Annotated in this window: 28 protein-coding genes and 2 pseudogenes; 18 read left to right on the forward strand and 12 right to left on the reverse strand. The window is 62.6% G+C overall.

The genetic code is table 11. The annotated features are described in order from the left end of the window. A partial coding sequence (locus SJY40_RS16030) for a cbb3-type cytochrome c oxidase subunit I (RefSeq protein ID WP_378949059.1) occupies positions 1-1517 on the reverse strand: 1517 nt, incomplete at its 3' end. Then, positions 1514-2176 carry a cytochrome c oxidase subunit II gene (locus tag SJY40_RS16035; protein WP_378949062.1) on the reverse strand — a complete coding sequence of 221 codons (663 nt, stop codon included), beginning with the start codon at positions 2174-2176 and terminating at the stop codon, positions 1514-1516. The genes SJY40_RS16030 and SJY40_RS16035, both read right to left, overlap by 4 nt. Positions 2177-2188: 12 nt before the next feature. On the opposite strand from SJY40_RS16035, the gene SJY40_RS16040 reads away from it, so the two are divergent. Next, on the forward strand, positions 2189-2707 hold the full coding sequence (locus SJY40_RS16040; protein ID WP_378949065.1) for a DUF2231 domain-containing protein: 519 nt from the start codon (positions 2189-2191) through the stop codon (positions 2705-2707). On the opposite strand, the gene SJY40_RS16045 is transcribed toward SJY40_RS16040, so the two are convergent. Together SJY40_RS16045 and SJY40_RS16050 are read right to left on the reverse strand one after the other, a co-directional pair. Further along, on the reverse strand, positions 2680-3186 hold the full coding sequence (locus SJY40_RS16045) for a CopD family protein (RefSeq protein WP_378949068.1): 507 nt from the start codon (positions 3184-3186) through the stop codon (positions 2680-2682). The two genes, SJY40_RS16040 and SJY40_RS16045, sit on opposite strands and share 28 nt — an antisense overlap. Beyond that, positions 3183-3884, reverse strand: coding sequence for a cytochrome c oxidase assembly protein (locus SJY40_RS16050; RefSeq protein ID WP_378949071.1), 702 nt, complete (start codon positions 3882-3884; stop codon positions 3183-3185). The genes SJY40_RS16045 and SJY40_RS16050 overlap by 4 nt, the downstream gene beginning before the upstream one ends. 454 nt (positions 3885-4338) lie before the next feature. On the opposite strand from SJY40_RS16050, the gene SJY40_RS16055 reads away from it, so the two are divergent. Further along, the gene (locus SJY40_RS16055) at positions 4339-5181 is read left to right on the forward strand and encodes a DUF1206 domain-containing protein (RefSeq protein WP_378949607.1); all 843 of its coding nucleotides are present in this window, start codon (positions 4339-4341) and stop codon (positions 5179-5181) included. A gap of 13 nt (positions 5182-5194) precedes the next feature. Here SJY40_RS16055 and SJY40_RS16060 read toward each other — a convergent pair whose 3' ends face one another. Further along, positions 5195-5509 (reverse strand): ArsR/SmtB family transcription factor, encoded by a 315-nt coding sequence (locus SJY40_RS16060; RefSeq protein WP_378949074.1) that lies wholly within the window; start codon positions 5507-5509, stop codon positions 5195-5197. 96 nt (positions 5510-5605) lie between these two features. Here SJY40_RS16060 and SJY40_RS16065 point away from each other — a divergent pair, with 96 nt between their 5' ends. From SJY40_RS16065 to SJY40_RS16080, 4 genes are read left to right on the forward strand one after another with little or no spacing between them, the layout of a single operon-like run. Beyond that, positions 5606-6064 carry a YeeE/YedE family protein gene (locus SJY40_RS16065; protein ID WP_378949077.1) on the forward strand — a complete coding sequence of 153 codons (459 nt, stop codon included), beginning with the start codon at positions 5606-5608 and terminating at the stop codon, positions 6062-6064. After that, positions 6064-6480: a DUF6691 family protein gene (locus SJY40_RS16070; RefSeq protein ID WP_378949080.1), complete on the forward strand. Its 417-nt coding sequence runs from the start codon at positions 6064-6066 to the stop codon at positions 6478-6480. Before SJY40_RS16065 ends, SJY40_RS16070 begins: the two co-directional genes overlap by 1 nt. Positions 6481-6492: 12 nt before the next feature. After that, positions 6493-7410, forward strand: coding sequence for an MBL fold metallo-hydrolase (locus tag SJY40_RS16075; RefSeq protein WP_378949083.1), 918 nt, complete (start codon positions 6493-6495; stop codon positions 7408-7410). 11 nt (positions 7411-7421) lie between these two features. Further along, positions 7422-9128: a SulP family inorganic anion transporter gene (locus tag SJY40_RS16080; RefSeq protein ID WP_378949086.1), complete on the forward strand. Its 1707-nt coding sequence runs from the start codon at positions 7422-7424 to the stop codon at positions 9126-9128. On the opposite strand, the gene SJY40_RS16085 is transcribed toward SJY40_RS16080, so the two are convergent. Further along, positions 9125-9523, reverse strand: a complete 399-nt coding sequence (locus tag SJY40_RS16085) for a PIN domain-containing protein (RefSeq protein WP_378949089.1) — start codon at positions 9521-9523, stop codon at positions 9125-9127. The genes SJY40_RS16080 and SJY40_RS16085 overlap by 4 nt on opposite strands. Next, positions 9520-9777: a type II toxin-antitoxin system PrlF family antitoxin gene (locus SJY40_RS16090; RefSeq protein ID WP_378949091.1), complete on the reverse strand. Its 258-nt coding sequence runs from the start codon at positions 9775-9777 to the stop codon at positions 9520-9522. Before SJY40_RS16090 ends, SJY40_RS16085 begins: the two co-directional genes overlap by 4 nt. A gap of 169 nt (positions 9778-9946) precedes the next feature. Here SJY40_RS16090 and repA point away from each other — a divergent pair, with 169 nt between their 5' ends. The 11 genes and pseudogenes from repA to SJY40_RS16145 all read left to right on the forward strand — a co-directional run. Beyond that, positions 9947-11134 carry a plasmid partitioning protein RepA gene (gene repA / locus SJY40_RS16095; protein WP_378949094.1) on the forward strand — a complete coding sequence of 396 codons (1188 nt, stop codon included), beginning with the start codon at positions 9947-9949 and terminating at the stop codon, positions 11132-11134. Further along, positions 11134-12045: a plasmid partitioning protein RepB gene (gene repB / locus SJY40_RS16100; protein WP_378949097.1), complete on the forward strand. Its 912-nt coding sequence runs from the start codon at positions 11134-11136 to the stop codon at positions 12043-12045. Before repA ends, repB begins: the two co-directional genes overlap by 1 nt. Before the next feature lie 183 nt (positions 12046-12228). Then, complete coding sequence (repC, locus tag SJY40_RS16105) at positions 12229-13368, forward strand: plasmid replication protein RepC (protein ID WP_378949100.1); 1140 nt, start codon at positions 12229-12231, stop codon at positions 13366-13368. A 124-nt stretch (positions 13369-13492) separates the two neighbouring features. Then, the gene (locus SJY40_RS16110) at positions 13493-13807 is read left to right on the forward strand and encodes a hypothetical protein (RefSeq protein WP_378949102.1); all 315 of its coding nucleotides are present in this window, start codon (positions 13493-13495) and stop codon (positions 13805-13807) included. A 106-nt stretch (positions 13808-13913) separates the two neighbouring features. Continuing rightward, positions 13914-14819: an L-threonate dehydrogenase gene (gene ltnD / locus SJY40_RS16115; RefSeq protein WP_378949105.1), complete on the forward strand. Its 906-nt coding sequence runs from the start codon at positions 13914-13916 to the stop codon at positions 14817-14819. Next, complete coding sequence (otnK, locus tag SJY40_RS16120) at positions 14816-16063, forward strand: 3-oxo-tetronate kinase (RefSeq protein ID WP_378949108.1); 1248 nt, start codon at positions 14816-14818, stop codon at positions 16061-16063. Before ltnD ends, otnK begins: the two co-directional genes overlap by 4 nt. Continuing rightward, positions 16060-16686 (forward strand): aldolase, encoded by a 627-nt coding sequence (locus SJY40_RS16125; protein ID WP_378949111.1) that lies wholly within the window; start codon positions 16060-16062, stop codon positions 16684-16686. The genes otnK and SJY40_RS16125 overlap by 4 nt, the downstream gene beginning before the upstream one ends. Position 16687: 1 nt before the next feature. Beyond that, positions 16688-17476, forward strand: a complete 789-nt coding sequence (gene otnI / locus SJY40_RS16130) for a 2-oxo-tetronate isomerase (RefSeq protein WP_378949114.1) — start codon at positions 16688-16690, stop codon at positions 17474-17476. Then, a complete protein-coding gene (locus SJY40_RS16135) occupies positions 17473-18255 on the forward strand; it encodes a DeoR family transcriptional regulator (protein ID WP_378949117.1) in 783 nt (260 codons plus the stop codon). The genes otnI and SJY40_RS16135 overlap by 4 nt, the downstream gene beginning before the upstream one ends. 323 nt (positions 18256-18578) lie before the next feature. Beyond that, a pseudogene (locus tag SJY40_RS16140) lies at positions 18579-19333 on the forward strand (IS5 family transposase). A gap of 3 nt (positions 19334-19336) precedes the next feature. Continuing rightward, positions 19337-19502, forward strand: a pseudogene (locus SJY40_RS16145) (IS3 family transposase); the annotation flags it as partial. A gap of 176 nt (positions 19503-19678) precedes the next feature. On the opposite strand, the gene SJY40_RS16150 reads toward SJY40_RS16145, so the two are convergent. The 5 genes from SJY40_RS16150 to SJY40_RS16170 form a co-directional block, all read right to left on the reverse strand. After that, complete coding sequence (locus tag SJY40_RS16150; protein ID WP_378949120.1) at positions 19679-20950, reverse strand: TRAP transporter large permease; 1272 nt, start codon at positions 20948-20950, stop codon at positions 19679-19681. 13 nt (positions 20951-20963) lie between these two features. Beyond that, positions 20964-21434 (reverse strand): TRAP transporter small permease, encoded by a 471-nt coding sequence (locus SJY40_RS16155; RefSeq protein ID WP_378949123.1) that lies wholly within the window; start codon positions 21432-21434, stop codon positions 20964-20966. 79 nt (positions 21435-21513) lie between these two features. Then, positions 21514-22500, reverse strand: a complete 987-nt coding sequence (locus SJY40_RS16160; protein WP_378949126.1) for a C4-dicarboxylate TRAP transporter substrate-binding protein — start codon at positions 22498-22500, stop codon at positions 21514-21516. 12 nt (positions 22501-22512) lie between these two features. Continuing rightward, a complete protein-coding gene (locus SJY40_RS16165; protein ID WP_378949129.1) occupies positions 22513-23241 on the reverse strand; it encodes a FadR/GntR family transcriptional regulator in 729 nt (242 codons plus the stop codon). 128 nt (positions 23242-23369) lie between these two features. Further along, positions 23370-24272, reverse strand: a complete 903-nt coding sequence (locus SJY40_RS16170) for an FCD domain-containing protein (protein WP_378949132.1) — start codon at positions 24270-24272, stop codon at positions 23370-23372. A 180-nt stretch (positions 24273-24452) separates the two neighbouring features. Between SJY40_RS16170 and SJY40_RS16175 the strand changes: the two genes are divergently transcribed. Beyond that, positions 24453-25451: a zinc-binding alcohol dehydrogenase family protein gene (locus SJY40_RS16175; RefSeq protein WP_378949135.1), complete on the forward strand. Its 999-nt coding sequence runs from the start codon at positions 24453-24455 to the stop codon at positions 25449-25451. The last annotated feature ends 1 nt before the right edge of the window (position 25452 follow it).

The raw sequence follows: 25452 nt of genomic DNA on the forward strand, positions 1-25452 counted from the left end.
GCACCCCAAGGGTCGCGCGACCCACGGATCGCCACGGCGGCATTCACCACCACGTCGATCAGCACCAGCGCGAAGCCGATCGCCATAACGAAGCTGCTGACCGAGGCGATGATGTTGATCACCTCCCACCCCTGACCCGGATCGAAGGTGTCGATGCGGCGGCGCATGCCCAGCAGCCCAACCCAATGCAGCAGCAGGAAGGTGCCGTGGAACCCCGGCACGATCAGCCAGAAGGCCTTGTTGCCCAGCTTGAAGAAGGTCTTGCGACCCGTGACATGCGGCATCCAGTAATAAAGCGCCCCCAGCATCGGAAAGACGAAGCCGCCGATCAGGACGTAATGCAGATGCGCCACGATGAAATAGGTGTCATGCGCCTGCCAGTCGAAGGGCACGACCGCGACCATCACCCCCGTCAGCCCGCCGATGACGAAGGTGGCAAAGAAGGACAGCATCCACATCATCGGCAGATGCAGCTGGGGTCGGCCCTTGGCGATGGTGCCGATCCAGGCGAATATCTGCACCGCGGTCGGCACCGCCACCAGCGTCGATGCGGCCGAAAAGAAGGCCAGCGCCAGATGCGGGATGCCGGTGGTGAACATATGGTGCACCCACAGCCCGAAGCTGAGCACCGCCAGCGACACCGCCGCCGCGATCACCCATGGATGCCCCAGCAGCCGCGTGCGCGACATGACCGGCAGGATCGTGGAAATGGCACCGGCGGCGGGCAGGAAGATGATATAGACCTCGGGGTGGCCGAACAGCCAGAAGAGGTGCTGCCACAAGAGCGCATCGCCCCCATGGGCCACCTGGAAGAAGGGCAGGCCGAAAGACCGCTCCAGCTCCAGCAGGATGGACCCCAGGATCAGCGGCGGAAAGCCTGTCAGGATCATCACCGCCGTTACCAGCGCGTACCAGGCAAAGATCGGCATGCGGGCCAGCGACATGCCCGGCGCGCGGTATCGCAGGATGGTGACGGTGATCTCGACCGCGGCGGCGATGGCGGATATCTCGACGAAGGTGATGCCGATCAGCCAGAAGTCCGAATTGATGCCGGGTGAATTGATCGTCGATGACAGGGGTGGATACATGAACCAGCCGCTGTCGGGCGCGATCCCGGCCAGCAGCGAGAAGATCATCATCGCGCCGCCGAAGACATAGCACCAGAAGCCGTAGGCCGTCAGGCGCGGGTAGGCCAGATCGCGCGACCCCAGCATCTTGGGCAGCAGATAGACGGCCAGCCCCTCGAACATGGGGATGGCGAACAGGAACATCATGATGGTCCCGTGCATGGTGAATATCTGGTTGTAATGTTCAGGCCCCAGAAAGGCCGAACGCGGGCTGGCCAGCTGGGCGCGGATCAGCATGGCAAGGATGCCGCCGACGATGAAGAAGAAGGCCGAGACCGCCATGAACATCCGCCCAAGGTCGGTGTGGTTGACTGATGTCAACCATCCCCGCCAACCCGGATCGGATGCCCAGATGCGCGACAGGGCGCGATGCCTTTGCAGGGCGTTCATGGCGCCTCCCCTTGCAGAAATGCCTGCCATCCGGCGGGATCATGGGCGATGACGGTGAAGCCGTGGCCGCGATAGCCGGGGCCGTTATATTCCGCGCCAAGCCCCGCGTATTCGCCGGGGGATGCGGCCTCGATCCGCAGGGTGTTCACATGGCCGGGCACGGCGTCCAGCTTGCCCGCCAGACGCGGCACCCAGAAGGCGTGGATCACATCGCGCGACGTGATCGCCACATCCACGGGCCGGGCTGCGGGGATGTGCAACACGTCATCGGTTACACGCCCCGGCAGGTCGGCATAGCCAAAGCGCCAGGCGTATTGCCGCGCCTCGGCGGTCACCGAGACCATGTCCGGCCCCCGATGCGGCAACAGTTTTTCACCCACGACCAGCCCATAGGCCAGCAGCGCCGCCAGCACCGTCATGGGAAAGGCCAGCCCCAGCCCGATGACGAAGCGGCGTTCGGAGACCGCCCCCTCGGGGCGGCGCCATGCCCAAAGGATCAGCCCCGCCACCAGAGCCGTGATCGCCACCGATCCCGCCAGCAGCACCCACCACAGTTGCGCGATGGCCGCCGCCGCCGGTCCCGCCGGATGGACGGTGGACAGCTTTTCTTCGCAACCCGCCAGCAGAACCGGTGTTAGGATGACAGCCGACATCCGCATCAGGGGGCGCGCATGAAGCCGAAGATGGTTCAGAAAAACGCGAAGGGGCTGGTCGATCCGATCAGCAGGCATCCGGGCTTTGACCGGACCGAGACCATCGTCGGCATCTGGGGGCACCCTCTGCATGCCATGAGCGTCGCCTTTCCCGTGGCGCTGACCTTCTGCGCCTTCGGGGCCGACATGCTGTATTTCTGGTCGGGCGAGCTGTTCTGGGCGCGTGCCGCCATCTGGGCGGCGGGGACGGCGTTCCTGTTCGGGCTGGCGGCGGGGGCCACCGGCACGGCCGAGCTGCTGCTGGTGTCGGGCATCCGCATCCGCGCCGCCGCATGGACGCATTTCGTGATCGCGGTGATGCTGCTGTCGATCCTCGGAGCGAACTGGGGATACCGGCTGACAACCGGATACGAACAGGCCGTGCTGCCCTATGGCATCCTGCTGTCCGGCTTTGCGACCGTCATGGTGATATTCACCGGCTGGCACGGAGGGAAGCTGGTCTTCGATCATCATCTGGGCACGTCGAAGGGCAATTGATGGCCAAGCGGCTGATACAGCCAGCCGGGCAAGGGGATCCGGTCCAGATCGGGCTTGGCCAGCACCAGCAGCAGGACGCAGGTCACCGGGACCGTCAGCAGGAACAGCGGCAGCGTGGCGCGGGGAACGCGGTGGACGCCCTTGCGCTCGGCCACCTCGACCAGGACATAGCCGATCCAGACGTGGAAGCCGACCATGGCCGCCACGAAGACCAGCTTGGCGAAAAGCCAGGTGAAGAACACCCCGCGCAGAAAGATCAGCCCCGTTCCGGACGCGATGGCGATGACCGCCGCGGGCGTGATCACGAAGGCATAGGCGTAATGCGTCGCCCGCCGGATGCGGGTGTAATCCGCCTGCCCGATGGCCGGATCATGGCGTGCCAGCATCAGCGGCAGCGCGAAAAGCCCCGCGCACCAGATGACCAGCATCGCGATGTGCAGCGACTTCAGATGGGGGACGATCGCCTGAAGGTCGCTCATGCGCGTTCCGCCATCTGCCAGCCGCGCCGCGCCTGAAGGCCGATCATCGCAGCATAGGGGACCATCCCGGGCACCCACATGATCAGCCCGCCCAGCTGCTGATCGGTCAGCGGGTCAAACCCCCAAGCCAAGGGCGCGACGGCATGGGCGGCATAAAGCGGTGCGGGTGCAAAGGTCAGGATCGCCCCCAGCATCCCCATCTGGATCAGCCCGGCCAGCGTCCACATCATCGCCTGCGCCGAGGGTCCGGCCGACAGCACTGCCCGCCAGAACAGCACTGCCGAGGCCAGCAGCGTGACCTGCATGATCCAATAAACGCCCATGTCGGACAGCGCCAGATCATAGCCCGCAGGCAGGTGCCACAGCCACAGGATGAAGGTCGAGATGGCGAAATGCACCCCCACATGCCCGCCCCGGCGCGGTATCGCCGCCGCCAGCAAAGGCGCGGCGACCGCGACCAGCAGCACATGATGCACCACCCGTGCTGAAAACAGCCCCACCGAGATCGCACACAACGGAGACACGAAGGCCACCGACAGAACCAGCATCGCAGCCGTCCCCGTCGGATGCCGCCGGACGACCAGCCACATCAGCAGCATGACTCCCAGCAGGACCGGATCAAGGTTCCACGATGTCCAGACCGACGCAGGCACCGGTGCCGCGCCACAATAGCTGCCGGGAAGGATCGCGATGGTCATGAAGCCCCCTTAGCGGCGCGCCTTTGGTGACGCCCCACCGACCCTGAGGATGCCGGGTTCCGGTGATCGGATCAACCGGTGGCACGCGCATTCCGATGGCATCCCACCTGTCGGAGGCGGGTGCTGACTGAATGCCGCTGCACGGCGATCACGCCTGCCCTTGGGCGGTCGCGTACCACGGGCGTCGATGTTTGCAGTCCGAACCGGCATGGACAGTTCGGTCCGTCTGCCAGCCAAAGGTCCGGCTGAACGCCTGTGGGACCGGACGGAAATATCGACCTTGCACCAAACCATCGCCATTTCGCGCCGCCTTGGTGGGGAACCCCTGCGGGGATGGCCCGTTGGCACAGGAACGCGCGGCGCGGGAGGTCCCGGGTCGGCGCGACATGACGACATTTCCTCGGGTCCGACGACCCGTCCTTTCAGAACGGAAGATGACACGCACGTGGAGAAGATGACCAAGGACAAGTTGGGCTGGGCCATTCCGCTGATGCGGTTGGGGTATTTTGGCAAGGGGATGGTCTATCTGGCCGTCGCGGGGATCTCGCTCTATTCGATCTGGCGGGGCGGGCAGGCCAAGGATACCTCCTCGGCGCTTGGCTGGCTGGAAAACACCTGGGGCGGCAGCGCGGCGCTGTTCGTGATCCTGCTGGGGATGTTCGCCTATGCTTTGTGGCGGATCTTCGATGCGGCCTTCGACCTTGAGGATTACGGCACCGAGGCCAAGGGCATCATCGCCCGCATCGGCATGCTGGTGACGGGGGCGATCCACATGGGTGTGGGCGTCGTGGCATTTACCCTGCTGTTCGGCGGAAGCGGCGGTGATCAGGGTCAGGGATCGGGTATTCCGCGCTATGTCGGGCAGGTCATGCAATGGCCGGGCGGGCGCTGGATCATCGGCGTCGTCGCGCTGCTGATCATCGGCGCGGGCGTCCACTATATGAAGCAGGGCTGGACCAATGAATACCGCAAGCACCTGCGCGCAAACCACTTCACCACCCGCTGGAACCCCGTTCTGAAAGCCGGCCTGATCGCGCATGGCATCGTCGTCGGCGTCGTGGGCCTGCTGTTCCTCTTCGCCGCATGGCGCGCGAACCCGCAAGAGGCCGGCGGCACGGGCGAGGCGTTTTCATGGCTGTCGGGGCAGGTCTATGGCCAAATCCTTGTGACGGGCATCTGCCTTGGGTTGGTTGGCTTTTCGATCTTCTGCTTCGTGAACGCCGCCTATCGCATCGTTCCCAAGCTGTCCGGCCCCGACATCAAAAGCCTCGCCGCCAGCCTTGGCGCTTCGTCCTGACCGGCGCGTCCGGTCAGACGTCCTTGCAGAACGCCTCATAAAGGGCTGCCATCAGCACATCCAGATCCCGGTCGATGATCCGGTAATGGATGGACTGCCCCTCGCGGCGGGTGTCGACCATGCCCGCCTCGCGCAGTTTGGCCAGATGCTGGCTGAGGGCGGATTGGCTTAGACCCACTGCCTGCTGCAGTGCCCCCACCGGGCGTTCCCCCTTGGCCAATTCGCACAGGATCAGCAGGCGCTTGGCATTTGCCACCAGCGCCAGCCGCGCCGCGACATGATCGGCGCGCTGCTGCAGCACCTGCGATGCCTGATATTCCAAATCCATTATATTAGCCTTGACTGAATTAGTATCGATTAATATATCCTGTCCCACGGGGTCCGGCAAGTGGACCGCCACAACATCGTCTGGACGGAGCATCACATGCAGTTCGCAACACAGACCGCATTCACACCATGGGCCTCGCTTGGCGGCGGCGTGCTGATCGGGATCAGCGCGGTGATGGTCATGGCGCTTTTTGGGCGAATTGCGGGCATTGCCGGCATTTCGCAGGGGGCCATGGGCGGGATCTTGCCGTGGCCGGGGGCCGCGCGCGACCGCGATTGGCGGTGGGCCTTTCTGCTGGGGCTGATCGCCGCGCCGCTGGCCGTGCTGGTCGTTGGTGGCACCGTCAGCCAAAGCGTGCCGGACAATCTGCCCGGCATGGGTATCGCGGGGCTGCTGGTCGGCGTCGGGACGGCGCTTGGGTCGGGTTGCACGTCGGGGCATGGTGTCTGCGGATTGGCGCGGCTGTCGGGGCGGTCGCTGGCGGCGGTGGCGACGTTCATGACAGCAGGTATCGTGACGGTCTTTGTGATACGTCATCTGCTGGGGGGTATGTGATGCGCATGATCTGGGGCTTTCTGTCCGGGCTGATCTTCGGGCTGGGGCTGGTGATTTCCGGCATGTCGGACCCGGCCAAGGTGCTGAACTTTCTTGACGTGGCGGGCAGCTGGGACCCCAGTCTGGCCTTTGTCATGGGCGGCGCGACCGTCACGACCTATCTGGGCTATCGCTTGGTCTGGCGGCGCCCTGCCCCGGTTCTGGACCCGTCCTTCGACATTCCCACCAATCGCAGCATCGACCGCCCCCTGCTAACCGGGGCGGCGCTGTTCGGCGCGGGCTGGGGCATCGGGGGCTTCTGCCCCGGCCCGGCCTTTACCGCCCTGCCGCTGCTGGCACCCGGCACGCTGGTCTTCCTGCCCGCCATGCTGCTGGGCCTGTGGATCGGCGCGGGGCTGAAGGCCCGCAGAACCTGAAAGGAGCATCAGATGAGCCGTTCGAAACTGTCGCAACGCATTGTTCGCCATTCGCCCTCGACCGGGGCGGGCAGCCCCGATGTCTGGGGCATCTATGAACCCGACACCGGGTCCATCCAGTATATCTGCGCCGATCCCGCCACGAAGAAGGCCGCGCTGATCGACGTGGTCTGGAACCTCGACCCGCGCAACCAGCGGTTCTCGACCGGCAGCATGGATCAGGTGCTGGATCTGGTCGCGCAGAACGGCCTTGCCGTCGAATGGGTGCTGGACACCCACCCCCATGCCGATCACGTCATGGCCTCGGCCCAGCTGCGCGACCGCACGGGGGCGCCCAATGCCATCGGCGCCATGGTGCCCGACATCGCGCGGATCTGGGCGGACCTCTATCACCTGCCCGAGGCCTTCGATCCCCCGCGCGACTTCGACCGCCTGTTCGCCGATGGCGAGACCTTCCGCATCGGTGATCTGCAGGTCCGCGTGATGCTGTCGCCGGGCCATACGCTTGGCTCGATCACCTATGTCTGCGGCGATGCGGCTTTCACCCATGACACGCTGATGCAGCCCGACGTGGGCACCTCGCGCGCGGATTTCCCGGGCGGTGACAGCGGGCAGCTGTGGGACTCGATCCAGGAAATTCTGGCGCTGCCTACTGAGACGCGGCTGTTCGTCGGCCATGATTATGGCACCGACAACCGCAACGAACCCGAATGGGAGGCGACGGTCGCTGACCATCGCGCCCGCAACCGCCATGTCCGCGACGGCACCCTGCGCGACGACTGGATCGCCATCCGCGACGCCCGCGACGCGACGCTGCCCCTGCCCGACCGCATTCTGGCGGCACTGCAGATCAACCTGCGCGGCGGTCGCCTGCCCGCCCCCGAGGCCGACGGCCACAGCTATCTGAAGACCCCCGTCAACCGCTTCTGAGGAGCGCGATCATGGCCACATCCGGCAGACTGCCGATGCCCGAATGGATGCGCGGCTATGACCGCCACGCCCTGCTGGGGGACGGGATGGCGGCGGTGATCGTCACGATCATGCTGATCCCGCAGTCGCTGGCCTATGCCATGCTGGCGGGGCTGCCGCCGGTGGTGGGGCTTTACGCATCCATCCTGCCGCTGGTTGTCTATGCCCTCTTCGGCACCAGCCGCACCCTGTCGGTCGGGCCGGTGGCGGTGGTGTCGCTGATGACGGCGGCGGCGGCGGGCGCGGTGGCGACGCCGGGCAGCCCCGAATATCTGGCCGCCGCGCTGGTGCTGGCGCTGCTGTCGGGGGTGATCCTGCTGGCGATGGGGGTCTTCCGGCTTGGCTTCGTGGCGAACCTGCTGTCGCATCCGGTCATCTCGGGGTTCATCACGGCATCCAGCCTGCTGATCGCGGCGGGGCAGCTGAAGCATCTGCTGGGCATCGATGCGGGGGGACAGACGCTGATCCGGATCCTGCCGTCGCTGTTGGGCCAGTTGGGGGCGACCCATCTGCCGACCTTGGCGATCGGGGCGTTGGCGACGGGGTTCCTGCTGTGGTCACGGCGCTGGATGAAGCCCGCGCTGATGGCACTGCGCATGCCCGCGGGGGCCGCGGCGCTGCTGGCGCGGACGGGGCCGGTGATGGTGGTGGCGGCCTCGATCCTGGCGGTGCGGGGGCTGGACCTGCAGGCGCGGGGCGTGGCGGTGGTGGGCGACATCCCGCAGGGCCTGCCGCCCCTGTCGCTGCCCGCGTTTGATCCGACGATGTGGATCGCGCTGCTGCCCGCTGCCACGCTGATCGCACTGGTGGGCTTTGTCGAGTCCGTCTCGGTCGCGCAGACGCTGGCGGCCAAGCGGCGGCAATCGATCAACCCCGACCGAGAGCTGATCGGGCTGGGCATGGCGAACCTGGCGGCGGCCTTCAGCGGGGGCTATCCGGTGACGGGCGGCTTTGCGCGCTCGGTGGTGAATTTCGACGCGGGCGCGCAGACCCCGGCGGCGGGGGCCATGACCGCCGTGGGCATCGGGCTGGCCTCGGTCTTTCTGACGCCGCTGCTGTATCACCTGCCCGTCGCGGTGCTGGCGGCGACCATCATTGTGGCAGTGCTGGGGCTGGCCGATTTCGGCGCGCTGGCCCGCACATGGCGCTACTCCCGCAGCGATTTCGCGGCGCTGGCCGCCACGCTGGTGACGACGCTGTGCATCGGGGTCGAAACGGGCATCATGGCGGGGGTGGCGGTCTCGGTGCTGCTGCACCTCTGGGCGGCCTCGCGCCCACATGTCGCGGTGATCGGGCTGGTCCCCGGCACCCAGCATTTCCGCAACGTGCAGCGCCATGATGTGCAGTGCACGCCCAGCATCCTTGGCCTGCGCATCGACGAGAGCCTGTTCTTCGCCAACGCCCGCGCCATCGAGACCGTCATCCAGCAGCAGGTCGCCACCCGCCCTGAATTGCGCCATGTCGTGCTGAACTGCGCCGCCGTCAACAGCATCGACGCCAGCGCGTTGGAGAGCCTTGAACTGGTCATGCACCGCCTACAGGACGCGGGCATCCGCCTGCATCTGTCCGAGGTGAAGGGCCCCGTCATGGATCGCCTGCAACACAGCGATTTCCTGCGTCACCTGACGGGGCAGGTCTTCCTGTCGCATTATCAGGCGCTGACGGCGCTGGTTCCCTAGCTGCCGACCATCGCCATTTCCGGCAGCTTGCCCGCCTTGATGTCGAAGGTGACGGTGCGGGTGCATCCGGCCCCCTGCCCCGCCAGCGCGATCATCTGATCGGCAAAGCCTGGCCCCCCACGGCGATAGCGTTCGGCCGCCAGCGCCACGCGATCCGCGGCCTCCAGCGTCAGTTCGCGCGCTTCCAGCAGGCCGTCCAGCGCGTGGCAGATGTCATCGCGGCCAAGACCATAGGCACGTTCCAGCACCCATACGATCTCGACCAGAACCTCGCGGCAGATGAACCCGGGGGTGTCTTCCGACAGAGCGGCGATCAGATCGGTGGCCGCCTTGCCCTGCGCGGGGTCGTCCTGCATCAAAAAGCGGACGACGACATTCGTATCAAGCCCGGTCACTTGCGGCCGGCTCCGCCTGCGATGGCGTCTTCCATATCCTGCAGCGAAACGCCCCGGCGTCCCCTGCCCTTCAGCAGTCCGGCCAGTTCCATCGCGGGGCGGCTGCGCATCAGCCGCACCTCGCCGTCGTCAAGCAGAAGATAGCGCAGACGGTCGCCGGGGCGCAGGTTCAGCGCCGCCCGGATGTCGCGGGGCACGGTGGTCTGACCCCGCGCGGTGATGGTCAATTCCTGCATCTGACGTATCCAATGCATGTTGGTGTTCTGCATTACATATAGCTTGGTGCGCTTACCCATGCAACAAGATGCCAAAATTGTGCGGATGTGCAGGAAACCTATTGCGAGAATCGCAACCTTGCGGATAGTTTACGAAAGAAGATGAATAAGACGCCAGAAAGCGTAACTTTCGGCACCAAGGGGCAGGATGCATAAGCAAACCAGAATCGACCGGCTTGTCGGGGACCATGCTGCACGGCTGTCCGAACGGCTGCAAGCGCATCGCGAACAGCTGTTCCCGCCGAACGCCCGCAAGGAATTGCGCAAGTTCACCTCGGGTGAGGTGGCAGCGCTGCTTGGCGTCAAGGACGCCTATCTGCGCAAGCTGCATCTGGAAGGGCGCGGACCCTCGCCGGAAACGCGCGCGGGCGGTCGGCGGTACTATTCCCCGGCCGACATTCAGGAATTGCGTGAAACCCTTGAAAAGGGGGCAAAATCTCCGGGCACTTACCTGCCAGGACGGCGCGGCGACGACCATCTTCAGGTCATCGCCGTCATCAATTTCAAGGGTGGGTCCGGCAAGACCACGACCGCCGCGCATCTGGCGCAGAAGCTGGCGCTGGACGGTTATCGCGTGCTGGGGGTCGATCTTGACCCGCAGGCCAGCCTGTCGGCGCTGCACGGGTTCCAGCCGGAATTTGACCTGCTGGATGGCGGCACCCTGTATGATGCAATCCGCTATGATGATCCGGTGCCGCTGCGCGACGTGATCCAGAAGACCTATTTCACCAATCTGGATCTGATTCCCGGCAATCTGGACCTGATGGAATTCGAACATGACACCCCGCGCGCGCTGGCCGCGCGGTCGGGTAATCTTTTCTTCACCAGGATCGGCGACAAGCTGGCCGAAATCGAGGAAGATTATGATGTCGTCGTGATCGACTGCCCCCCTCAGCTGGGATTCCTGACCATGTCTGCGCTGTCGGCCGCAACCGCGATTCTGGTGACGGTCCACCCGCAGATGCTGGACGTGATGTCGATGTGTCAGTTCCTGCTGATGACCTCGAACCTGCTGGGCGTGGTTGCGGATGCGGGGGGCGACATGAATTACGACTGGCTGCGATATGTGGTGACCCGATACGAACCGGGCGACGGGCCGCAGAACCAGATGGTCAGCTTCATGCGGTCGCTGTTCGGCGATCACGTCCTGAACCATCCGGTGCTGAAATCCACCGCCATTTCGGATGCGGGAATTACCAAGCAGACGCTCTATGAGGTTGAAAAGAGCCAGTTTACCCGCGGCACCTACGAACGCGCGATGGAAAGTCTGAACTCCGTCAACGGCGAGATCGAGGATCTGATCCAAGCGGCCTGGGGCCGCAAGGGAGGTTTGTGATGGCACGCAAGGATCTTTTGAAGGGCCTGATGGGAGCTGCGGAAGACCGCCCTGCCCCGACATCCACGACCCCGGCTGCCCCCCGTTCCAAACGTGGCGCGATTGGCGCCGTCAGTCAGTCGCTGTCGGAGTTGAAATCACGCGCGCTGGTCGATGTCCCCGCCGAGATGATCGACATGGCGGGCATGAGTGACCGATTGGACGCGGATGACGAGGGGATCGCGGCACTGAAGGCCTCGATCCGCGAATACGGTCAGCAGGTGCCGGTTCTGTTGCGTGAAAGCACGACCGAGGAAGGCCGTTTCGACATCGTCTTCGGCCGCCGCCGGGTGCGCGCGCTGAAAGAACTGCGCCTGCCGGTGCGCGCCATGGTCCGCAACCTGACCGACCGAGAGCTGATCGTGGCCCAGGGTCAGGAAAACAACGCGCGGAAAAACCTGAGCTTCGTCGAAAAAGCCAGCTTTGCGGCGCAGATGCAGGCTGCCGGTTACGACCGCAAGGTGATCTGCGATGCGCTGTCGATCGACAAGACGGTGATTTCGCGCATGTTGGCAGTTATCGACGCCCTGCCCCCCCAGCTGATCCAAGCGATCGGCTCGGCGCCGGGTGCTGGCCGCGACCGTTGGCTGACGCTGGTCGAAAAGGCCCGCGGCAAATCCGCCGAGACATTGATCGCCGCGGCAACGGGTCAGGACTCGGACGCCCGGTTTCTGGCCGTCCTGTCATCACTGACGCCCCCCCGCGCCCCTGCCCAGGAAGAGCCGCTGTCGGATAATGACGGCAAGGCATTGGGCAAGGCGCTGCGCCAGAAGCGCAAGACCGTGATCGAGCTGACCGGAGAGGGCCGCGCCTTTGGCGACTGGCTGCTGGAACAGCTGCCCGAACTTCACCGCCAGTGGAAAGACCGCTGACGGGAAGAAACCCGCAACTTCAAACAAGGAGGCACAAAGGGAAGACCGAACAGAAAAGCCCCCCAGGACGTTAATCCCAGAGGGCCGCTTCTTGAACTCGCAACTCAATGATAGCGGCATTTGTTGACAGCTGTCAACACCGTCCTTTCGGGCGATCTAAGGTTTTTACCCCCGTGAAGATTAATGAGGCATATTTCAGTGACGCCCTTTGGGCGGCAGCCGGTGACGGCTGGACTTTTGGCAGCACAGGCGCTGTCAGAGAGCGCTTCCCCCTGCCCTGATGTTGACAAATGGCAGGTATTGCGCGATTTGACTGTCGCCCGCGCCGGTTATGGTGTCAGCGACCGCGACCTAGCGGTTCTTTCAGCGCTGGTATCCTTCCATCCAAGGCAGAAGCTGCAGGACAACGAAGCGCTTATCGTCTTTCCATCAAACGCTTCGCTGGCGGAACGTGCGCATGGCATGGCTGAAAGCACCTTGCGTCGCCATCTTGCCGCCTTGGTCAGGACTGGTCTGATCATCAGACGTGATAGCCCGAACGGCAAACGTTTTTCCCGGAAGTCGCCCGTGGGTCACCGAATCGCCTATGGTTTTGACCTTCGCCCCCTACTGATCATGGCGGTTGAGATTTCCGCTGCTGCCGAAACGGCACGCGCTGACGCTCTGCGATTGCGTCTGATGCGGGAAGAAATCGTGATCCGCCTGAGAGACATCCGCAAGCTGCTGGAATGGCAGGAAGCCCAGGGAAGCGACTGTGAACGGGCATTGGGTATTTGCGCCGAACTGAATAATGCGCTTCGCCGTAAGGCCAGCGTCATGCTGTTGGAAAATATCAGGGGGCGGCTAGCCGAACTTGATGTGTACCTTACTGCTGCCGATACAAAAGAAATGACTGCCAATGACAGCCAAAATGAGCGGCACTGTCAGAGTTCAAATACATATCTTAAAGAATCTGAAGAATGCTCGGAACAAGAAGTAACGCTGCAATCTGTTCTGGAAGCGGCACCCGAAGTTCACAACTATGCCCGCGACAGGATAACCGACTGGCGTGACCTGATCGCTGTTGCATGGTTCATTCATCCAATGATGGGCATCACGGAGGAAACATGGCGTCGAGCCTGTGAAGACATGGGAGAAGTCAACGCAGCCGTCACCATTGTCTGCATGCTGCAAAGGGCAGGTTCGATCAAAAAGCCTGGAGGATACCTGCGAAAGCTTTCTCAAAAGGCAGGTGCTGGCAGCTACACTCCGATTCCAATGGTCATGGCCTTGTTGCGATCTGATCCACTGGGAAATCCCCATGCAAAACTTGGCCGGTGTTGACAGCTGTCAACTTCGCGGCGAGATGCTGAGGCGGGCTATAAGGCGACGAAAAGCGACTTGCCGAACCGGCGTGCTTTTCAACCGCCCACCAATCAGTGGCACTTCAAGAAGGGATATCTCAGCGATGACCACACCCAAAGACGATCCATCGCAAGTTGAAGATATGGTCGAACTGAAAAGCCAGACGCGGCAAGCGGACTGGCGACGCGCAAATCCGCTGAAATATCGCGCGCATCTTCTGGTGCATCGTGCATTGGTTTCGGGGCAGCTGAAGAAAGAGCCTTGTGAAGTCTGTGGCGCGGAAACCGTGGACGCGCATCACGACCGCTATGACCAACCATTGAACATCAGGTGGCTCTGCCGTCGCCACCACATCAAGCTTCATCAATACGGTGAGGATATGTTTCCGATCGCAGGTCCGCGGAAAACCCACGAATAGGCGATCGCACCTACGAAGAATAGAAACTGCCCGTATCACAGATTACGTTGCAATATGTTAAATCCTGTGAATATCTGAGACAGAGGAATTTCACAGGAGAAGCAGCATGAACCAGGCATCAGGTTATCGGGCCTGCGTCATTGGCCTTGGATCGATGGGCATGGGGGCTGCGCTTTCCTGTTTGCGCGCGGGGCTGGCTACTTGCGGGGTCGATCTGGATGCGGGGCGGCGCGACGAACTGGCGGGGCAGGGGGTCCGGACGGCTGCTTCGGTTGCCGAACTGGGCGGGGACTTTGACGCCTTCCTGGTTCTGGTAGTCAACGGCGCGCAGGCGCGGCAGGTGATCCTGGGGCAGGGGGGATTGGCGGATCATCTGCGCCCCGGCGGTGCCATCATGGTCAGTTGCACCCAATCTGCAGATGATGCGCGCGCCTTGGGCGCAGACCTGCAGGCCCGCGGCATCCTGATGCTGGATGCGCCGGTGTCGGGCGGGGCGGCCAAGGCCGCACAGGGGGCGATGACGGTGATGGCCTCGGGGTCGGATGCGGCGTTCGATGCCTTGGAACCTTTGCTGCAGGCAGTTGCGGCCAAGACCTATCGCATCGGCCCCGATATCGGGCAGGGCGCGACGGTCAAGGTCATTCACCAGCTGCTCGCGGGCGTTCATATCGCCGTCGGCGCCGAGGCGATGGCATTGGCCGCCCGTGCCGACATCCCGCTGGAAACGATGTACGACGTGGTGACCAATGCTGCCGGCAATTCCTGGATGTTCGAAAACCGCATGAAGCATGTGGTCAACGGTGATTACACGCCCACCTCGGCCGTGGACATCTTCGTCAAGGATCTGGGGTTGGTGACGGAAACCGGACGGTCGCTTGGCTTTCCGCTGCCGCTGGCTTCGGCGGCCTTCGCGATGTTCCAACAGGCCTCGAACATGGGCTACGGGCGGGAAGACGACAGTGCGGTGGTCAAGACCTTTTCGGGGATCACGCTGCCGGGGAACAAGTCATGAAGATCGGCGTCATAGCGGATGATTTCACCGGCGCGACCGACATTGCGGGCATTCTTGTCGCGGGCGGGCTGACCACCACGCAGATGATCGGCGTTCCCGATGCGAATGCGCAAGTTGATGCGGATGCCGTGGTGATTTCGCTGAAAAGCCGTTCCAACCCGGTTGCGGATGCGGTCGCCGACAGCCTTGCGGCACTGGAATGGCTGCGGGCGCGGGGTTGCGGTCAGATCTATCAAAAATACTGCTCGACCTTCGATTCCACGACCGATGGCAATATCGGTCCGGTGGCCGATGCGCTGATGGATGCGCTTGGCACCGACATCACGGTCATCTGTCCGGCGCTGCCGGTGAACGGACGCTCGGTCTATCTGGGGCATCTGTTCGTAGGGCAGGACCTGCTGCAGGATTCAGGCATGCGCGATCATCCGATCACACCGATGCGCGACAGCAGCCTGATCCGCCTGATGGAGGGCCAGGCGCAAGGCCGCTGCGGGCTGGTCGATGCCGCAACCGTCGATCGGGGCCCACAGGCCGTGCGTGACCGGATCGCAGCGCTGAGGGCAGAGGGCATGCGCTACGCGGTGCTGGACGCCATCAGCGATGCGCATCTGGAAACCCTTGGGGCTGCGGTGGCCGACATGGCGCTGGTCACCGGCGGCTCGGGTCTGGGGTACGGCATCGCGCGGGCGGTGTCGGGCGGTGGCAAGGCGCAGGCGCAGGACGCGGGCGCGCCGCTGGCGGGACCTGCGGTGGTGATCTCGGGGTCGTGCTCGGTCATGACCAACCGACAGGTTGCGGCCTATGGTGCGCTGGCCCCCGTGCTTCAGGTCGATGTTGACCGCTGCCTGACGGAGGCCGAAGCCTATGGTGCCCAGCTGGCCGAATGGGTGCTGGCGCAGCCGCAAGACCCTGCGCCGATGATCACCGCCACCGCGGACCCCGACCGCCTGCGTCAGATCCAGGGCACCCACGGCTCTGCCGCGTCCGCTGCGGTCGAGCGTGCCTTTGCCGCCGCCACCCGTCATCTGGCTCAAGGCGGCATCACCCGTTTCATCGTCGCCGGAGGAGAGACCTCGGGGGCGGTGACGCAGGCGCTGGACATCAGCGGCTTTGCCATCGGTCCCCAGATTGCGCCGGGCGTGCCATGGGTGCGGGCGGTCGACAGGCCGCTGTCGCTAGCACTGAAATCCGGCAACTTCGGCACCGAGACCTTCTTTGCCGACGCCCAAAAGGTGACGACATGACCGCCGCCGACCGAATGGTGATGCTGTGCCGCAGCCTGTTCGAACGCAGATATTCGGTCGGTGGGGCAGGGAACGTCTCGGTCAGGAACCCCGATGGCGGCTTTACCGTGACGCCGACGGGCAGCAGCCTTGGGCGCCTGTCCGCCGATGCGCTGTCGGTGATCGGCTCGGATGGCGAACCGCTGCCGGGGCCGAAGCCATCCAAGGAATTCGCCTTTCATCGCGCGCTTTACGACGTGCGGCCGCAGGCGGGGGCGATCGTGCATCTGCACTCGACCTATCTGACGGCGCTGTCTTGTCTGGAAGGCCTGCCGCGCGACAATGCGATCCGGCCCTTCACGCCCTATTACGTCATGCGCATCGGCCATATGCCGGTCATTCCCTATTCGCGTCCCGGATCGCCACAGATCGGGCGTGATCTGGCGCAGGCCGCGCAGGGTAGCAGCGCGCAGGCTTTTCTGCTGGCGTCCCACGGGGTGGTGGTTCTGGGCCGCGACATCGACGACGCCGTCAACAATGCCGAAGAACTGGAAGAGACCGCCAAGCTGCAGTTCATCCTGCGCGGCGAGAAACTGCACTATCTGACCGAAGCCGAGATCGCCGAATTGGGCGGAGGATATTGAGATGACCCGTATTGCCGCGAACCTGTCGATGATGTTCACCGAAGCCGATTTTCTGGACCGGCTCGACCGGGCAGGGGCTGCGGGCTTCGATGCGGTGGAATTCCTGTTCCCCTATGATCACGCCATCGAAACGGTCAGGGAACGTCTGGACCGCAACAATTTGCAACTGACGCTGATCAACGCGCCTGCGGGCGATTGGGCCGCGGGCGAACGCGGCTTTGCGGCGCGCCCGGGCAAGGGGGCCGAGTTCCTTGCCAGCGTCGAAACGGCCATCACCTATGCCAAGGGGCTGGGCTGCCCGCGCATCCATGTGATGTCGGGGATCACCGCGGATGAACCCGACCGCGACGCCTGCGAAGCGGTCTGGACCCGCAACATGCGCAAGGCGGCGGATATGGCCGCGACCGCCGGCCTGTCGATCAGCATCGAGCCGCTGAACACCCGCGATGTGCCGGGTTATTTCGTCGCCCATCAGGATGCCACGCTGGCGCTGATCCAGCGGCTGGAACGCCGCAACGTACTGTTGCAGTTCGACGTCTATCACACGCAAATCATGGACGGCGACATCATCCGTCGCATCCAGCGCCTGAAGGGGGCCTATGGCCACGTCCAGATCGCGGGCGTGCCCGACCGCCACGAACCCGACAGCGGAGAGCTGAACTACCCCGAGATCTTCCGCGCCTTCGATGCGGCTGGTTTCGACGCGCCACTTGGCTGCGAATACAACCCCCGTGGCCGGACCGAGGACGGGCTGGCCTGGGCCGCCCCCTATCTGCGCGGTGGATCGTGATCCCCGCCGAACGCCAGCAGTTCATCCTGACCTGTCTAGCCGAACGCGACATCGTCACCATTGCCGATCTGGTCGAACGGCTTGGCGTGTCGCATATGACCGTGCGTCGCGACATCCAGGTGCTTGAGGACGCGGGCCGTGTCACATCCGTCACCGGCGGCGTGCGCCTGTCGCGCCGTCTAGCACAGGAACTGCCGCATCTGCAAAAAGCCGAATTGAACACCGGTGCCAAACATGCGGTGGGGAAGGCGGCGGCCGAACTGGTCCGCGACGGCATGGTCGTCTATGTGGACGCTGGCACGACCATGCTGGAGCTGGCGCGCCAGATCGGGGACCGGCGTGGGCTGACCGTGGTGACCAATGATTTCGTCGTCTGCGCATGGCTGTCTACGCATTCGGATTGCACGCTCTATCACAGCGGCGGTCTGGTCGAACGGGCCAACCAATCCTGCGTGGGCGGCGCGGCGTCGGATGCGCTGGCACGGTTCAACTATGACATCGCCTTCATCTCGACATCATCCTGGACGCTGGCGGGCCTCAGTTCGCCCTCGGAGGCCAAGGGCCCGGTCAAGCGCGTCGCCACGGAACAGGCCCGGCATGCGGTGCTGGTGTCGGATTCCACGAAATACGGCGCGGTGGCGGCAATAAACATCCTGCCACTGAAGGTTTTAGACACGGTCGTCACCGACGGCGGCATCGAGACGCATGTGGCCGACGCCCTGCGCGACATGGGCATCCAAGTGATCCTGACGCCCGACCTTGAGCGAGGAACCACATGACCATCATCGTCACCGGCGGCGCGGGCGTGATGGCCGCGCTGCCTGAAGACTAAATCACGCATGTCGTGGCGCTGAGCGGGGTCGCGGATGCCCGGATTGAGAGCCACGTTGGATCTATCGGCGTCGCCGACAAAGGTACCCCGCGCGCTATCAGGCGGTGGGGATGTCGTCTATTATTTGGTCGCTTGCCAGAGCGAAGCTGAGTTTCAATGGCCTTGAAGATCATGTCCACGCGGATCTGAATAGCCCCGAGTTTCTTAGGCTCAGAATGCATTGATTTCTGTTTCGCAGCGTGGTTCACGGCCTGGAAACGGAGCGGTGACATGATCTACCTTTTCTGGCTGACTGACGCGCAGATGGCACGCATGGTCCCCTTTTTTCCAAAGTCTCTCGGAAAGCCACGCGTCGATGACAGGCGAGTTCTTTGCGGGAATATTTTTGGCTTACGCTGGCGGGATGCACCTACCGCCTACAGGCCTCACAAGACGCTTTACAGCCGTTGGGGGCGTTGCAGCGGGAAGGGCATTGTTGCTCGGATGATGGCCGGACTGGCAGCCAAGCACTGTGAAAAGAAGGCCGTGATGATAGCGCGACATACCTGAAGGCACATCGCACAGCGACCAGTATGGCCGTCAAAAAGAAGGACGTAGTCGTCTGATCGACCGTATAAAAACACCAAGTTGCAGGCGATTTACGACAGCCAGGGGCGACCGCTCGACCTGTTCATCACCGCCGGTCAGGTGAGCGATCATATCGACGCACGGGCGCTGCTCAGCGGCCTGCCAAACGTCAAATAGCTGCCTGGCGATCGCGGTCATGATGCCGACTGGCTGAGAGACGCGTTGCAGGACAAAGGGATACGCGCCTGCATCCCGGTTGGAAGTAACGCAAGACGCCGGTCAAGTATGACAAGCGACGCGACAAGCGGCGAAGTCGCATCGAGATCATGTTCGGCAGGCTCAAGGATTGGAGGCGCGTGGCAACGCGATACGACAGATGTCCGAAGATCTTCCTCTCGGCCGTCAACGCATGCGTTGACCCCGCGCAGCAACCGTCATCTATTGATTATAAATCCTGATCCGAGGAGGTCTACGTTCGGGCCTACGCGAGCGGGTCCGAAGCACGCGCCGCGATCGACCGCTACATCGGCTTCTACAACGGACGCCGTCCCCAATCCATCGCTTGACGACAGGACGCTCGACCAGGCCTTCTTCAACCCGTTGCTGCGCGATTTGGTAGCGGCATAACCGAGACGGAAAACCACTTAGAAAACGCCCAGAGTTTGTTGAGGCAAACCGAGACACCTTTGCTGATGCCCCGGATCACCTTGCAGTCATTCCGCAACTTTCGCTGTGGTTGCACGGTACGATGAAACCGATTTTTCATGCCTCCATCGGTCCGGCAGATGCGTGGCGAGAATCCGTCAGACAAGCGCCAGCGAGATTGCGGGAATGAAGGTCACCAAGCCAAGCGCCAGCAGCAGCGCCAGCATGAACGGCCAGCCATCGCGCAGGAAATCCGCGAAGGATGTTTTCGTCAGGGTGCAGACCATCAGCATGACGGTCCCGACGGGTGGCGTCAGCGTGCCGATTGCCAGATTGAGGATCATGACGATGCCGAAATGCACCGGATCGATTCCCAGTTGAACAACGACCGGCTTCAGCAGGGGCACAAGGATGATCAGCAGGGCGTTCCCCTCGATGAACATGCCAAGAACCAGCAGGACGATGTTGATGAGGGCAAGGAACATCCACGGGTTTTCCGTCAGCATGATGATCCAGTCGGCCAAGGCGACGCCCGCGCGTTCCAGCGAGAATATCCACGCCAGCGCCGAGGACATCATGATGACCAGCAGAACGGCTGCGGTTTGACGTGCGGTCTGGGTGAAGGCCTCGGAAAGGTCCCGGACCTTCATTTCGCGATAGACGAACAACCCGATCAGAATGGTGATGACCGTAGCGACCGCGCCGGCCTCGGTCGGGGTGAAGACGCCAAAGCGGATGCCGCCGATGATGACGGTGATCAGCAAAAGCGCCGGCCATGCCTGCAGCAGCGTGATGCGGGTTTCCTGCGCGGTTGGGCGTTGGGTACGCGATGGCTGATAGCCCTTTTGCTTGGCCACCAGATAGACGGCGCCAATCAGGATCGCCGCGCATAGAAGACCGGGCAGGACGCCGGCAATGAACATTGATCCAATCGAAACATCGGCCACAAGACCATAGATGATCAGCGCAATACCCGGTGGCAGGATCGGGGTGATCAGGGACGATGCCGCGGTGATCGCAGCCGCGGTGCCGCGCGAATAGCCTTGCTTGATCATATCGGGCACCAGCATCCGGCACATCATCGCAGCATCGGCAAGGTTGGACGCCGAAAGACCGCCCATCAGCGTCAACAGCATGACATTGGTGTGGCCCAACCCGCCGGGCAAGCGCCCGACCATCAGATCCGCGACCTTCAGCAGTCGCGATGCAATACCTGTCGCACCCAGCAACGAACCAAGCAGAATGAAGAACGGGATCGCCAGAAGCGATGAATTCTGCGTCGGCGCGATCAGGCGCTGGACCGCGATCTGCAGTGGGATCTGCGCGAAGAAGACGAAATAAAGCAGGATGGCGGCGAACATCGCCAGATAGATGCGCATGTTCAATGCAAACAGCACGAACATGATCGGAATGATGATAATCCAGTCCATGGGTCGTAATCCTTCAGCGCAACAGTTCGTCGGATCGACCGCGCATCGCACGCCAGATCCGGACCAGCATCACAATCGCAATTCCCGCCGCGCCGACGGTCACGGCGATATCCAGCCAGAACCACGAAATCTTGAGGATTTGCGTCTTTTTCAGGGCGGCATTGATCGCCAGCTTATAGCCAAGCCACCCCATTGCCCCCAGCAGCCCGACCGAGACGAGCCCCACGATGCCCGTCAGGGCGTGGCGCAGCCATTCGGGCATCATCATCGTGACGACATTGATCGTCAGGTGACTGTCTTCGACCTCGCATCCGATCGCGCCGATGAAGACGATCCAGATCATCAGGATGCCGGACATTTCCTCGGTCCATTGCAGCGGCGCGCCCAAGCCATAGCGGGCGATGACAGCCGCAGTGGTAATGGCCACCAGCGTCACCACAAGAAGGCCGCCGATGCCGGACAGAAGTCGAAAGAGGGGCTTCATGGGATCACTTTCAGACAGAAAAAAGATGCGCGGTATCGGGGAAATCGAATGCCGCGCATCTGGTGGGACAAGGGGATGCTTATTCCGCGATCTGTGCCTGGATCTGCTCGAACAGGCCGTCGGACCATTCGGGGAACTGCGTATAGACGGCCATTGCGGCTTCCTTGAACGGGGCGGTGTCGGGATAGGTGATCGTGACGCCCGCCGCCTCCATGTCCTCGAGGATCTTGGCATCCTGCGCGGCGGCGACTTCCTGGCTGTAGAGCCCGGCTTCACGGCCGGTCTCATGCAGCATCTCGATAACCGAGGGGTCCAGCGTGTCGAAATATGCCTGTCCGCCCAGCCAAAGCGAAGTGTTCTGCAGATAGGAAATCATCGACAGTTCTTTGGCCTGCTCGTGCAGCTTCTGACCGAACAGAACCGGCAGCGGGTTTTCCACGCCGTCGATCGTTCCTTGGGTCAGCGCCGGATAGACATCGCCCAAGGGCATCGGGGTCGGCGTGCCGCCCATCGCCTCGATCGCGCGGATCTGCATTTCATTGTTCGGCGTGCGGATCTTAAGGCCCTGCATGTCGGCGGGCGTCTCGACCTTCTTGGTCGTCAGCAACTGACGCGTGCCATAGAGATAGTTCGAAATGACGATATGGATGCCCTGATCGCGCAGCTTGGCGTCCTTTTCCTTGAACCAGTCGGACTCATAGATCTCGAACAGCTGTTCGGCGTTATCGGTCAGATAGGGGCCGAACAAAATGCCCAGATCGGCGTCGTAATCGGTCAGGAAGCCGACATCCGCGATGGTGATGACATTCACGCCCAGCATCGCCTGTTCGATCACGTCCTTCTTTGCGCCCAGCTGAGACGAGGGATAAAGCTCCAGCTCGACCTTCCCGTCCGAGGCTTCGTCAACCAGTTCCGCCCAACGGTGCATCACCATATCGGCGGGCTCGCCGGGGTTGTTTTCATAGGCGATGCGGATCGTGGTGTCCGCGGCCAGTGCGGGCAGGGCGAACATGATGGCGGTCGTGGCGCCAAGCAGGGACTTGATGAACATTCGTTTCCTCCTCAAAACGATGGTGAATTAGCGGGCGTGCGCAGTCGTCTGCACGGGCCATAGGGTCAGCGGCGCGTCTCCGCCCTCACGGGTTGAAAGCCATGTGGTCAGGACGTCGGCCGAATGTTGGAAGTGGTCGGACATCGCGGCTGCAAGGGCCTGGGCGTCACGCGCCTCTAGCGCGGCAATGATGCGGTCGTGCTGGGTTTGGGCGGTGGCGGTATCCAGCCGTTGGGATTTGCCGACCTCGAGGTAGTATTTCAACGGAACCGATAGCACGCGGTACATATGCAGCAGGACATTGTTGCCGGCCGCTTCGACCAATCCCAGATGGAATGCGTAATCCGCCTCGGCGGCCTCTGCTGCAGTCAACGCGTCTCCCATGCGGCGGTTGATGGCGCGGATGCGGGCGATCAGCTCATCCGTCACATGGCACACCATCAAGGGTGCCGCGCCGGTTTCATTGATCCGACGGAAGTTGAGCACATCGGTGAATGTCCGCGACGAGGTGTCGAAAAACTGCGTCAGCTCGTTGAACATCACGTCGAAATCGGCTGCACGCACCAGCGCACCGCGTTTGGTCTTTTCGATGACGGTCAGGGCTTCCAGATGGATCATCATCTCGCGGATGGTGTTCCGGGACACGTCGAAGCGTTCGGCCAGTTCCCGTTCGTTGGGCAGCATGTCGCCGGGCCTGTAGCTTTCGGCGATCTCCCGACGCAGGACGTCACGAATTTCCTCGACTGTGGTTTTCACGACGGTCCTCCATAAAGTAGCGGCCCTCCTGACCGCGACTTTGGTTGGACCACAAGACCAAAAAAAAGTGGATCAGTCAAGCTACCCCACGGAAGTCGGGTGCAAAAATTTCGATTGATCTGAAAAAATTACGACCGTTGCGGCCAGTTGACCGAGGCCATCATGGTGCTGCGCGCCGTGGCAAGATGTGCGGTCAGCGCGTCAATGGCTTGCTGCTTTTGGCCGCCGAGACATGCCCGGATGATCAGCAGATGTTCTTTGATCGCTGCGCGATTGCGGGCTATCTCATCGCGCTTGTTCCACTGGAAGTGATAGTGGACGATGATGGAAATCTGCTGGGCGAATTCGTCGAAGAACCGGTTTTGCGCGGCTGCGCATAAGACCCTGTGAAAGCGGGCGTCCAGCGCTGGAAATTCCGAAAGCGCCGCATCGTCCCGTGCCATAAGCGCAATGTGCAGGCGTTCCATTTCGGCCATCTGGCGCATGTTGGCGCTGTCGCTGTCAGCATCGACCAAGGCGCGGATGGCCGCCATCTCGATCATTTCGCGAAGGTCGAACATTTCCTTTGCGAAGGCTTCGGTAAAGCCCCTGATGATCCAGTGATTATCGGAATTTTTTTCAATCAGCCCAAGCGGGGCGAACCTCATCAGCAGTTCGCGGATGCGCGGGATGGAAAGATCCAGCTGCCGTGCCAGTGCGCTCTCGCTTAAGGTCGAACCGGGGGGCAGATCGTTGCGCAGGGTCCATTCCAGGAATGCCTCCTCGGCACGATCGGCGGGATTTTCGACCTCTTCATTGGGAAAATAATCGGCGGCATGAACGCAGCGCAGCAAGGTTTTCGCACGCCCCTCCCACGCGATCAGGTCAAGATCGGCCAGATGGGCCAGCGTGCTGCGGATGGTCGTGCGACTGGCATTCAGATCGCGCGCCAGCTCTGCCTCGGACCCAAGAGCCGTGCCGATGGGCAGTCTCTCCAACTGGGACAGGGCGGCGTTGACGGTGCTTTTGAAGGTCTGGTTGGTGCGGGGCATATGTTCTGGGTCCAGGTTTCGGCAACGTAGCGCCTCCGACAGGGCGCGCAAAGGAATGCATGAAATCCGCACTGGAAATCAATAGATATGTCTTTTATACAAAAAAGACCATATTTAGACCTGCCTGCGATTTGCGCCGATTTGTTCGATAGGCCGATGTCAAACACTGATGAGGATCCGATGACAACTGTGACGATGAAAGCCTTGCTGTGCGAAGCCCCTGGCAAGCTGACTGTTGTGGAACGTGCGCTGCCCGTGGCGACGGCAGGGAATGTGCGGATCAAGATCAGGGCGATCGGCATCTGCGGTACGGATTATCACATCTATGACGGCAACCAGCCGTTTCTGGCCTATCCCCGGGTGATGGGTCACGAACTGTCGGGTCAGGCGTTGGAGGATAGTGCCGACGGGCGGATCAAGTCCGGTGATCTGGTCGTCGTGAACCCCTATCTGTCGTGCGGCGAATGTCGCGCCTGCCAGATCGGAAAACCGAACTGCTGTTCCAATATCGCGGTGCTTGGCGTGCATACCGACGGCGGCATGTGCGAAGAAATCGTCGTGCCCGCGGGCAATCTCTATCCGGCGAACGACCTGACGCCGATGGCCGCCGCCATGGTCGAATTCCTGGCGATTGGCGCCCATGGTGTGCGTCGGTCGCGGCTGCAGGAAGGATCGACCGCGCTGATCGTCGGCGCGGGGCCGATTGGCGTCGGCGCGGCGCTGTTCGCCCAGATTGCGGGGGCGACGGTCACGCTGCGCGATACTTCGGCCGATCGTTTGAAACTGGCACAACAGATCCTGCCGGATGCCCGGGTCGAGCTGGTGTCAGAAGCCGCGGACGGCGTGTTCGATACATTGTTCGACGCGACCGGCAATATCCATGCGATGAATGCCGGCCTGAATTATCTGGCCCACGGCGGCAGCTATGTTCTGCTGTCCGTCGTGAAGGGTGATCTGCAATTCGCCGACCCTGAATTCCACAAGCGCGAGACGACCTTGATCGCCAGCCGCAACGCCCTGAAGGTCGATTTTGAACATGTGATGGATTGCATGGCCAAGGGGCTGGTTCCGATTGACCAGATCGGAACCCATCGGACCACGTTGGAAGGCGCCGTGACGGACCTGCCGAAATGGGCTGCTGATCGTGGCACCGTCGTCAAAGCATTGATCGAGTTGTAAT

It is taken from the genome of Paracoccus sp. R86501, from assembly GCF_042466435.1.
Taxonomy (GTDB): domain Bacteria; phylum Pseudomonadota; class Alphaproteobacteria; order Rhodobacterales; family Rhodobacteraceae; genus Paracoccus.

Bases quoted from the DNA above. Each gene is read 5' to 3' on its own strand.
- SJY40_RS16035 (WP_378949062.1), bottom strand. From the start codon at position 2,176: ATGCGGATGTCGGCTGTCATCCTAACACCGGTTCTGCTGGCGGGTTGC.
- SJY40_RS16040 (WP_378949065.1), top strand. From the start codon at position 2,189: ATGAAGCCGAAGATGGTTCAGAAAAACGCGAAGGGGCTGGTCGATCCG.
- SJY40_RS16045 (WP_378949068.1), bottom strand. From the start codon at position 3,186: ATGAGCGACCTTCAGGCGATCGTCCCCCATCTGAAGTCGCTGCACATC.
- SJY40_RS16050 (WP_378949071.1), bottom strand. From the start codon at position 3,884: ATGACCATCGCGATCCTTCCCGGCAGCTATTGTGGCGCGGCACCGGTG.
- SJY40_RS16055 (WP_378949607.1), top strand. From the start codon at position 4,339: ATGACCAAGGACAAGTTGGGCTGGGCCATTCCGCTGATGCGGTTGGGG.
- SJY40_RS16060 (WP_378949074.1), bottom strand. From the start codon at position 5,509: ATGGATTTGGAATATCAGGCATCGCAGGTGCTGCAGCAGCGCGCCGAT.
- SJY40_RS16065 (WP_378949077.1), top strand. From the start codon at position 5,606: ATGCAGTTCGCAACACAGACCGCATTCACACCATGGGCCTCGCTTGGC.
- SJY40_RS16070 (WP_378949080.1), top strand. From the start codon at position 6,064: ATGCGCATGATCTGGGGCTTTCTGTCCGGGCTGATCTTCGGGCTGGGG.
- SJY40_RS16075 (WP_378949083.1), top strand. From the start codon at position 6,493: ATGAGCCGTTCGAAACTGTCGCAACGCATTGTTCGCCATTCGCCCTCG.
- SJY40_RS16080 (WP_378949086.1), top strand. From the start codon at position 7,422: ATGGCCACATCCGGCAGACTGCCGATGCCCGAATGGATGCGCGGCTAT.
- SJY40_RS16090 (WP_378949091.1), bottom strand. From the start codon at position 9,777: ATGCATTGGATACGTCAGATGCAGGAATTGACCATCACCGCGCGGGGT.
- repA (WP_378949094.1), top strand. From the start codon at position 9,947: ATGCATAAGCAAACCAGAATCGACCGGCTTGTCGGGGACCATGCTGCA.
- repB (WP_378949097.1), top strand. From the start codon at position 11,134: ATGGCACGCAAGGATCTTTTGAAGGGCCTGATGGGAGCTGCGGAAGAC.
- repC (WP_378949100.1), top strand. From the start codon at position 12,229: ATGAGGCATATTTCAGTGACGCCCTTTGGGCGGCAGCCGGTGACGGCT.
- SJY40_RS16110 (WP_378949102.1), top strand. From the start codon at position 13,493: ATGACCACACCCAAAGACGATCCATCGCAAGTTGAAGATATGGTCGAA.
- ltnD (WP_378949105.1), top strand. From the start codon at position 13,914: ATGAACCAGGCATCAGGTTATCGGGCCTGCGTCATTGGCCTTGGATCG.
- otnK (WP_378949108.1), top strand. From the start codon at position 14,816: ATGAAGATCGGCGTCATAGCGGATGATTTCACCGGCGCGACCGACATT.
- SJY40_RS16125 (WP_378949111.1), top strand. From the start codon at position 16,060: ATGACCGCCGCCGACCGAATGGTGATGCTGTGCCGCAGCCTGTTCGAA.
- otnI (WP_378949114.1), top strand. From the start codon at position 16,688: ATGACCCGTATTGCCGCGAACCTGTCGATGATGTTCACCGAAGCCGAT.
- SJY40_RS16150 (WP_378949120.1), bottom strand. From the start codon at position 20,950: ATGGACTGGATTATCATCATTCCGATCATGTTCGTGCTGTTTGCATTG.
- SJY40_RS16155 (WP_378949123.1), bottom strand. From the start codon at position 21,434: ATGAAGCCCCTCTTTCGACTTCTGTCCGGCATCGGCGGCCTTCTTGTG.
- SJY40_RS16170 (WP_378949132.1), bottom strand. From the start codon at position 24,272: ATGCCCCGCACCAACCAGACCTTCAAAAGCACCGTCAACGCCGCCCTG.
- SJY40_RS16175 (WP_378949135.1), top strand. From the start codon at position 24,453: ATGACAACTGTGACGATGAAAGCCTTGCTGTGCGAAGCCCCTGGCAAG.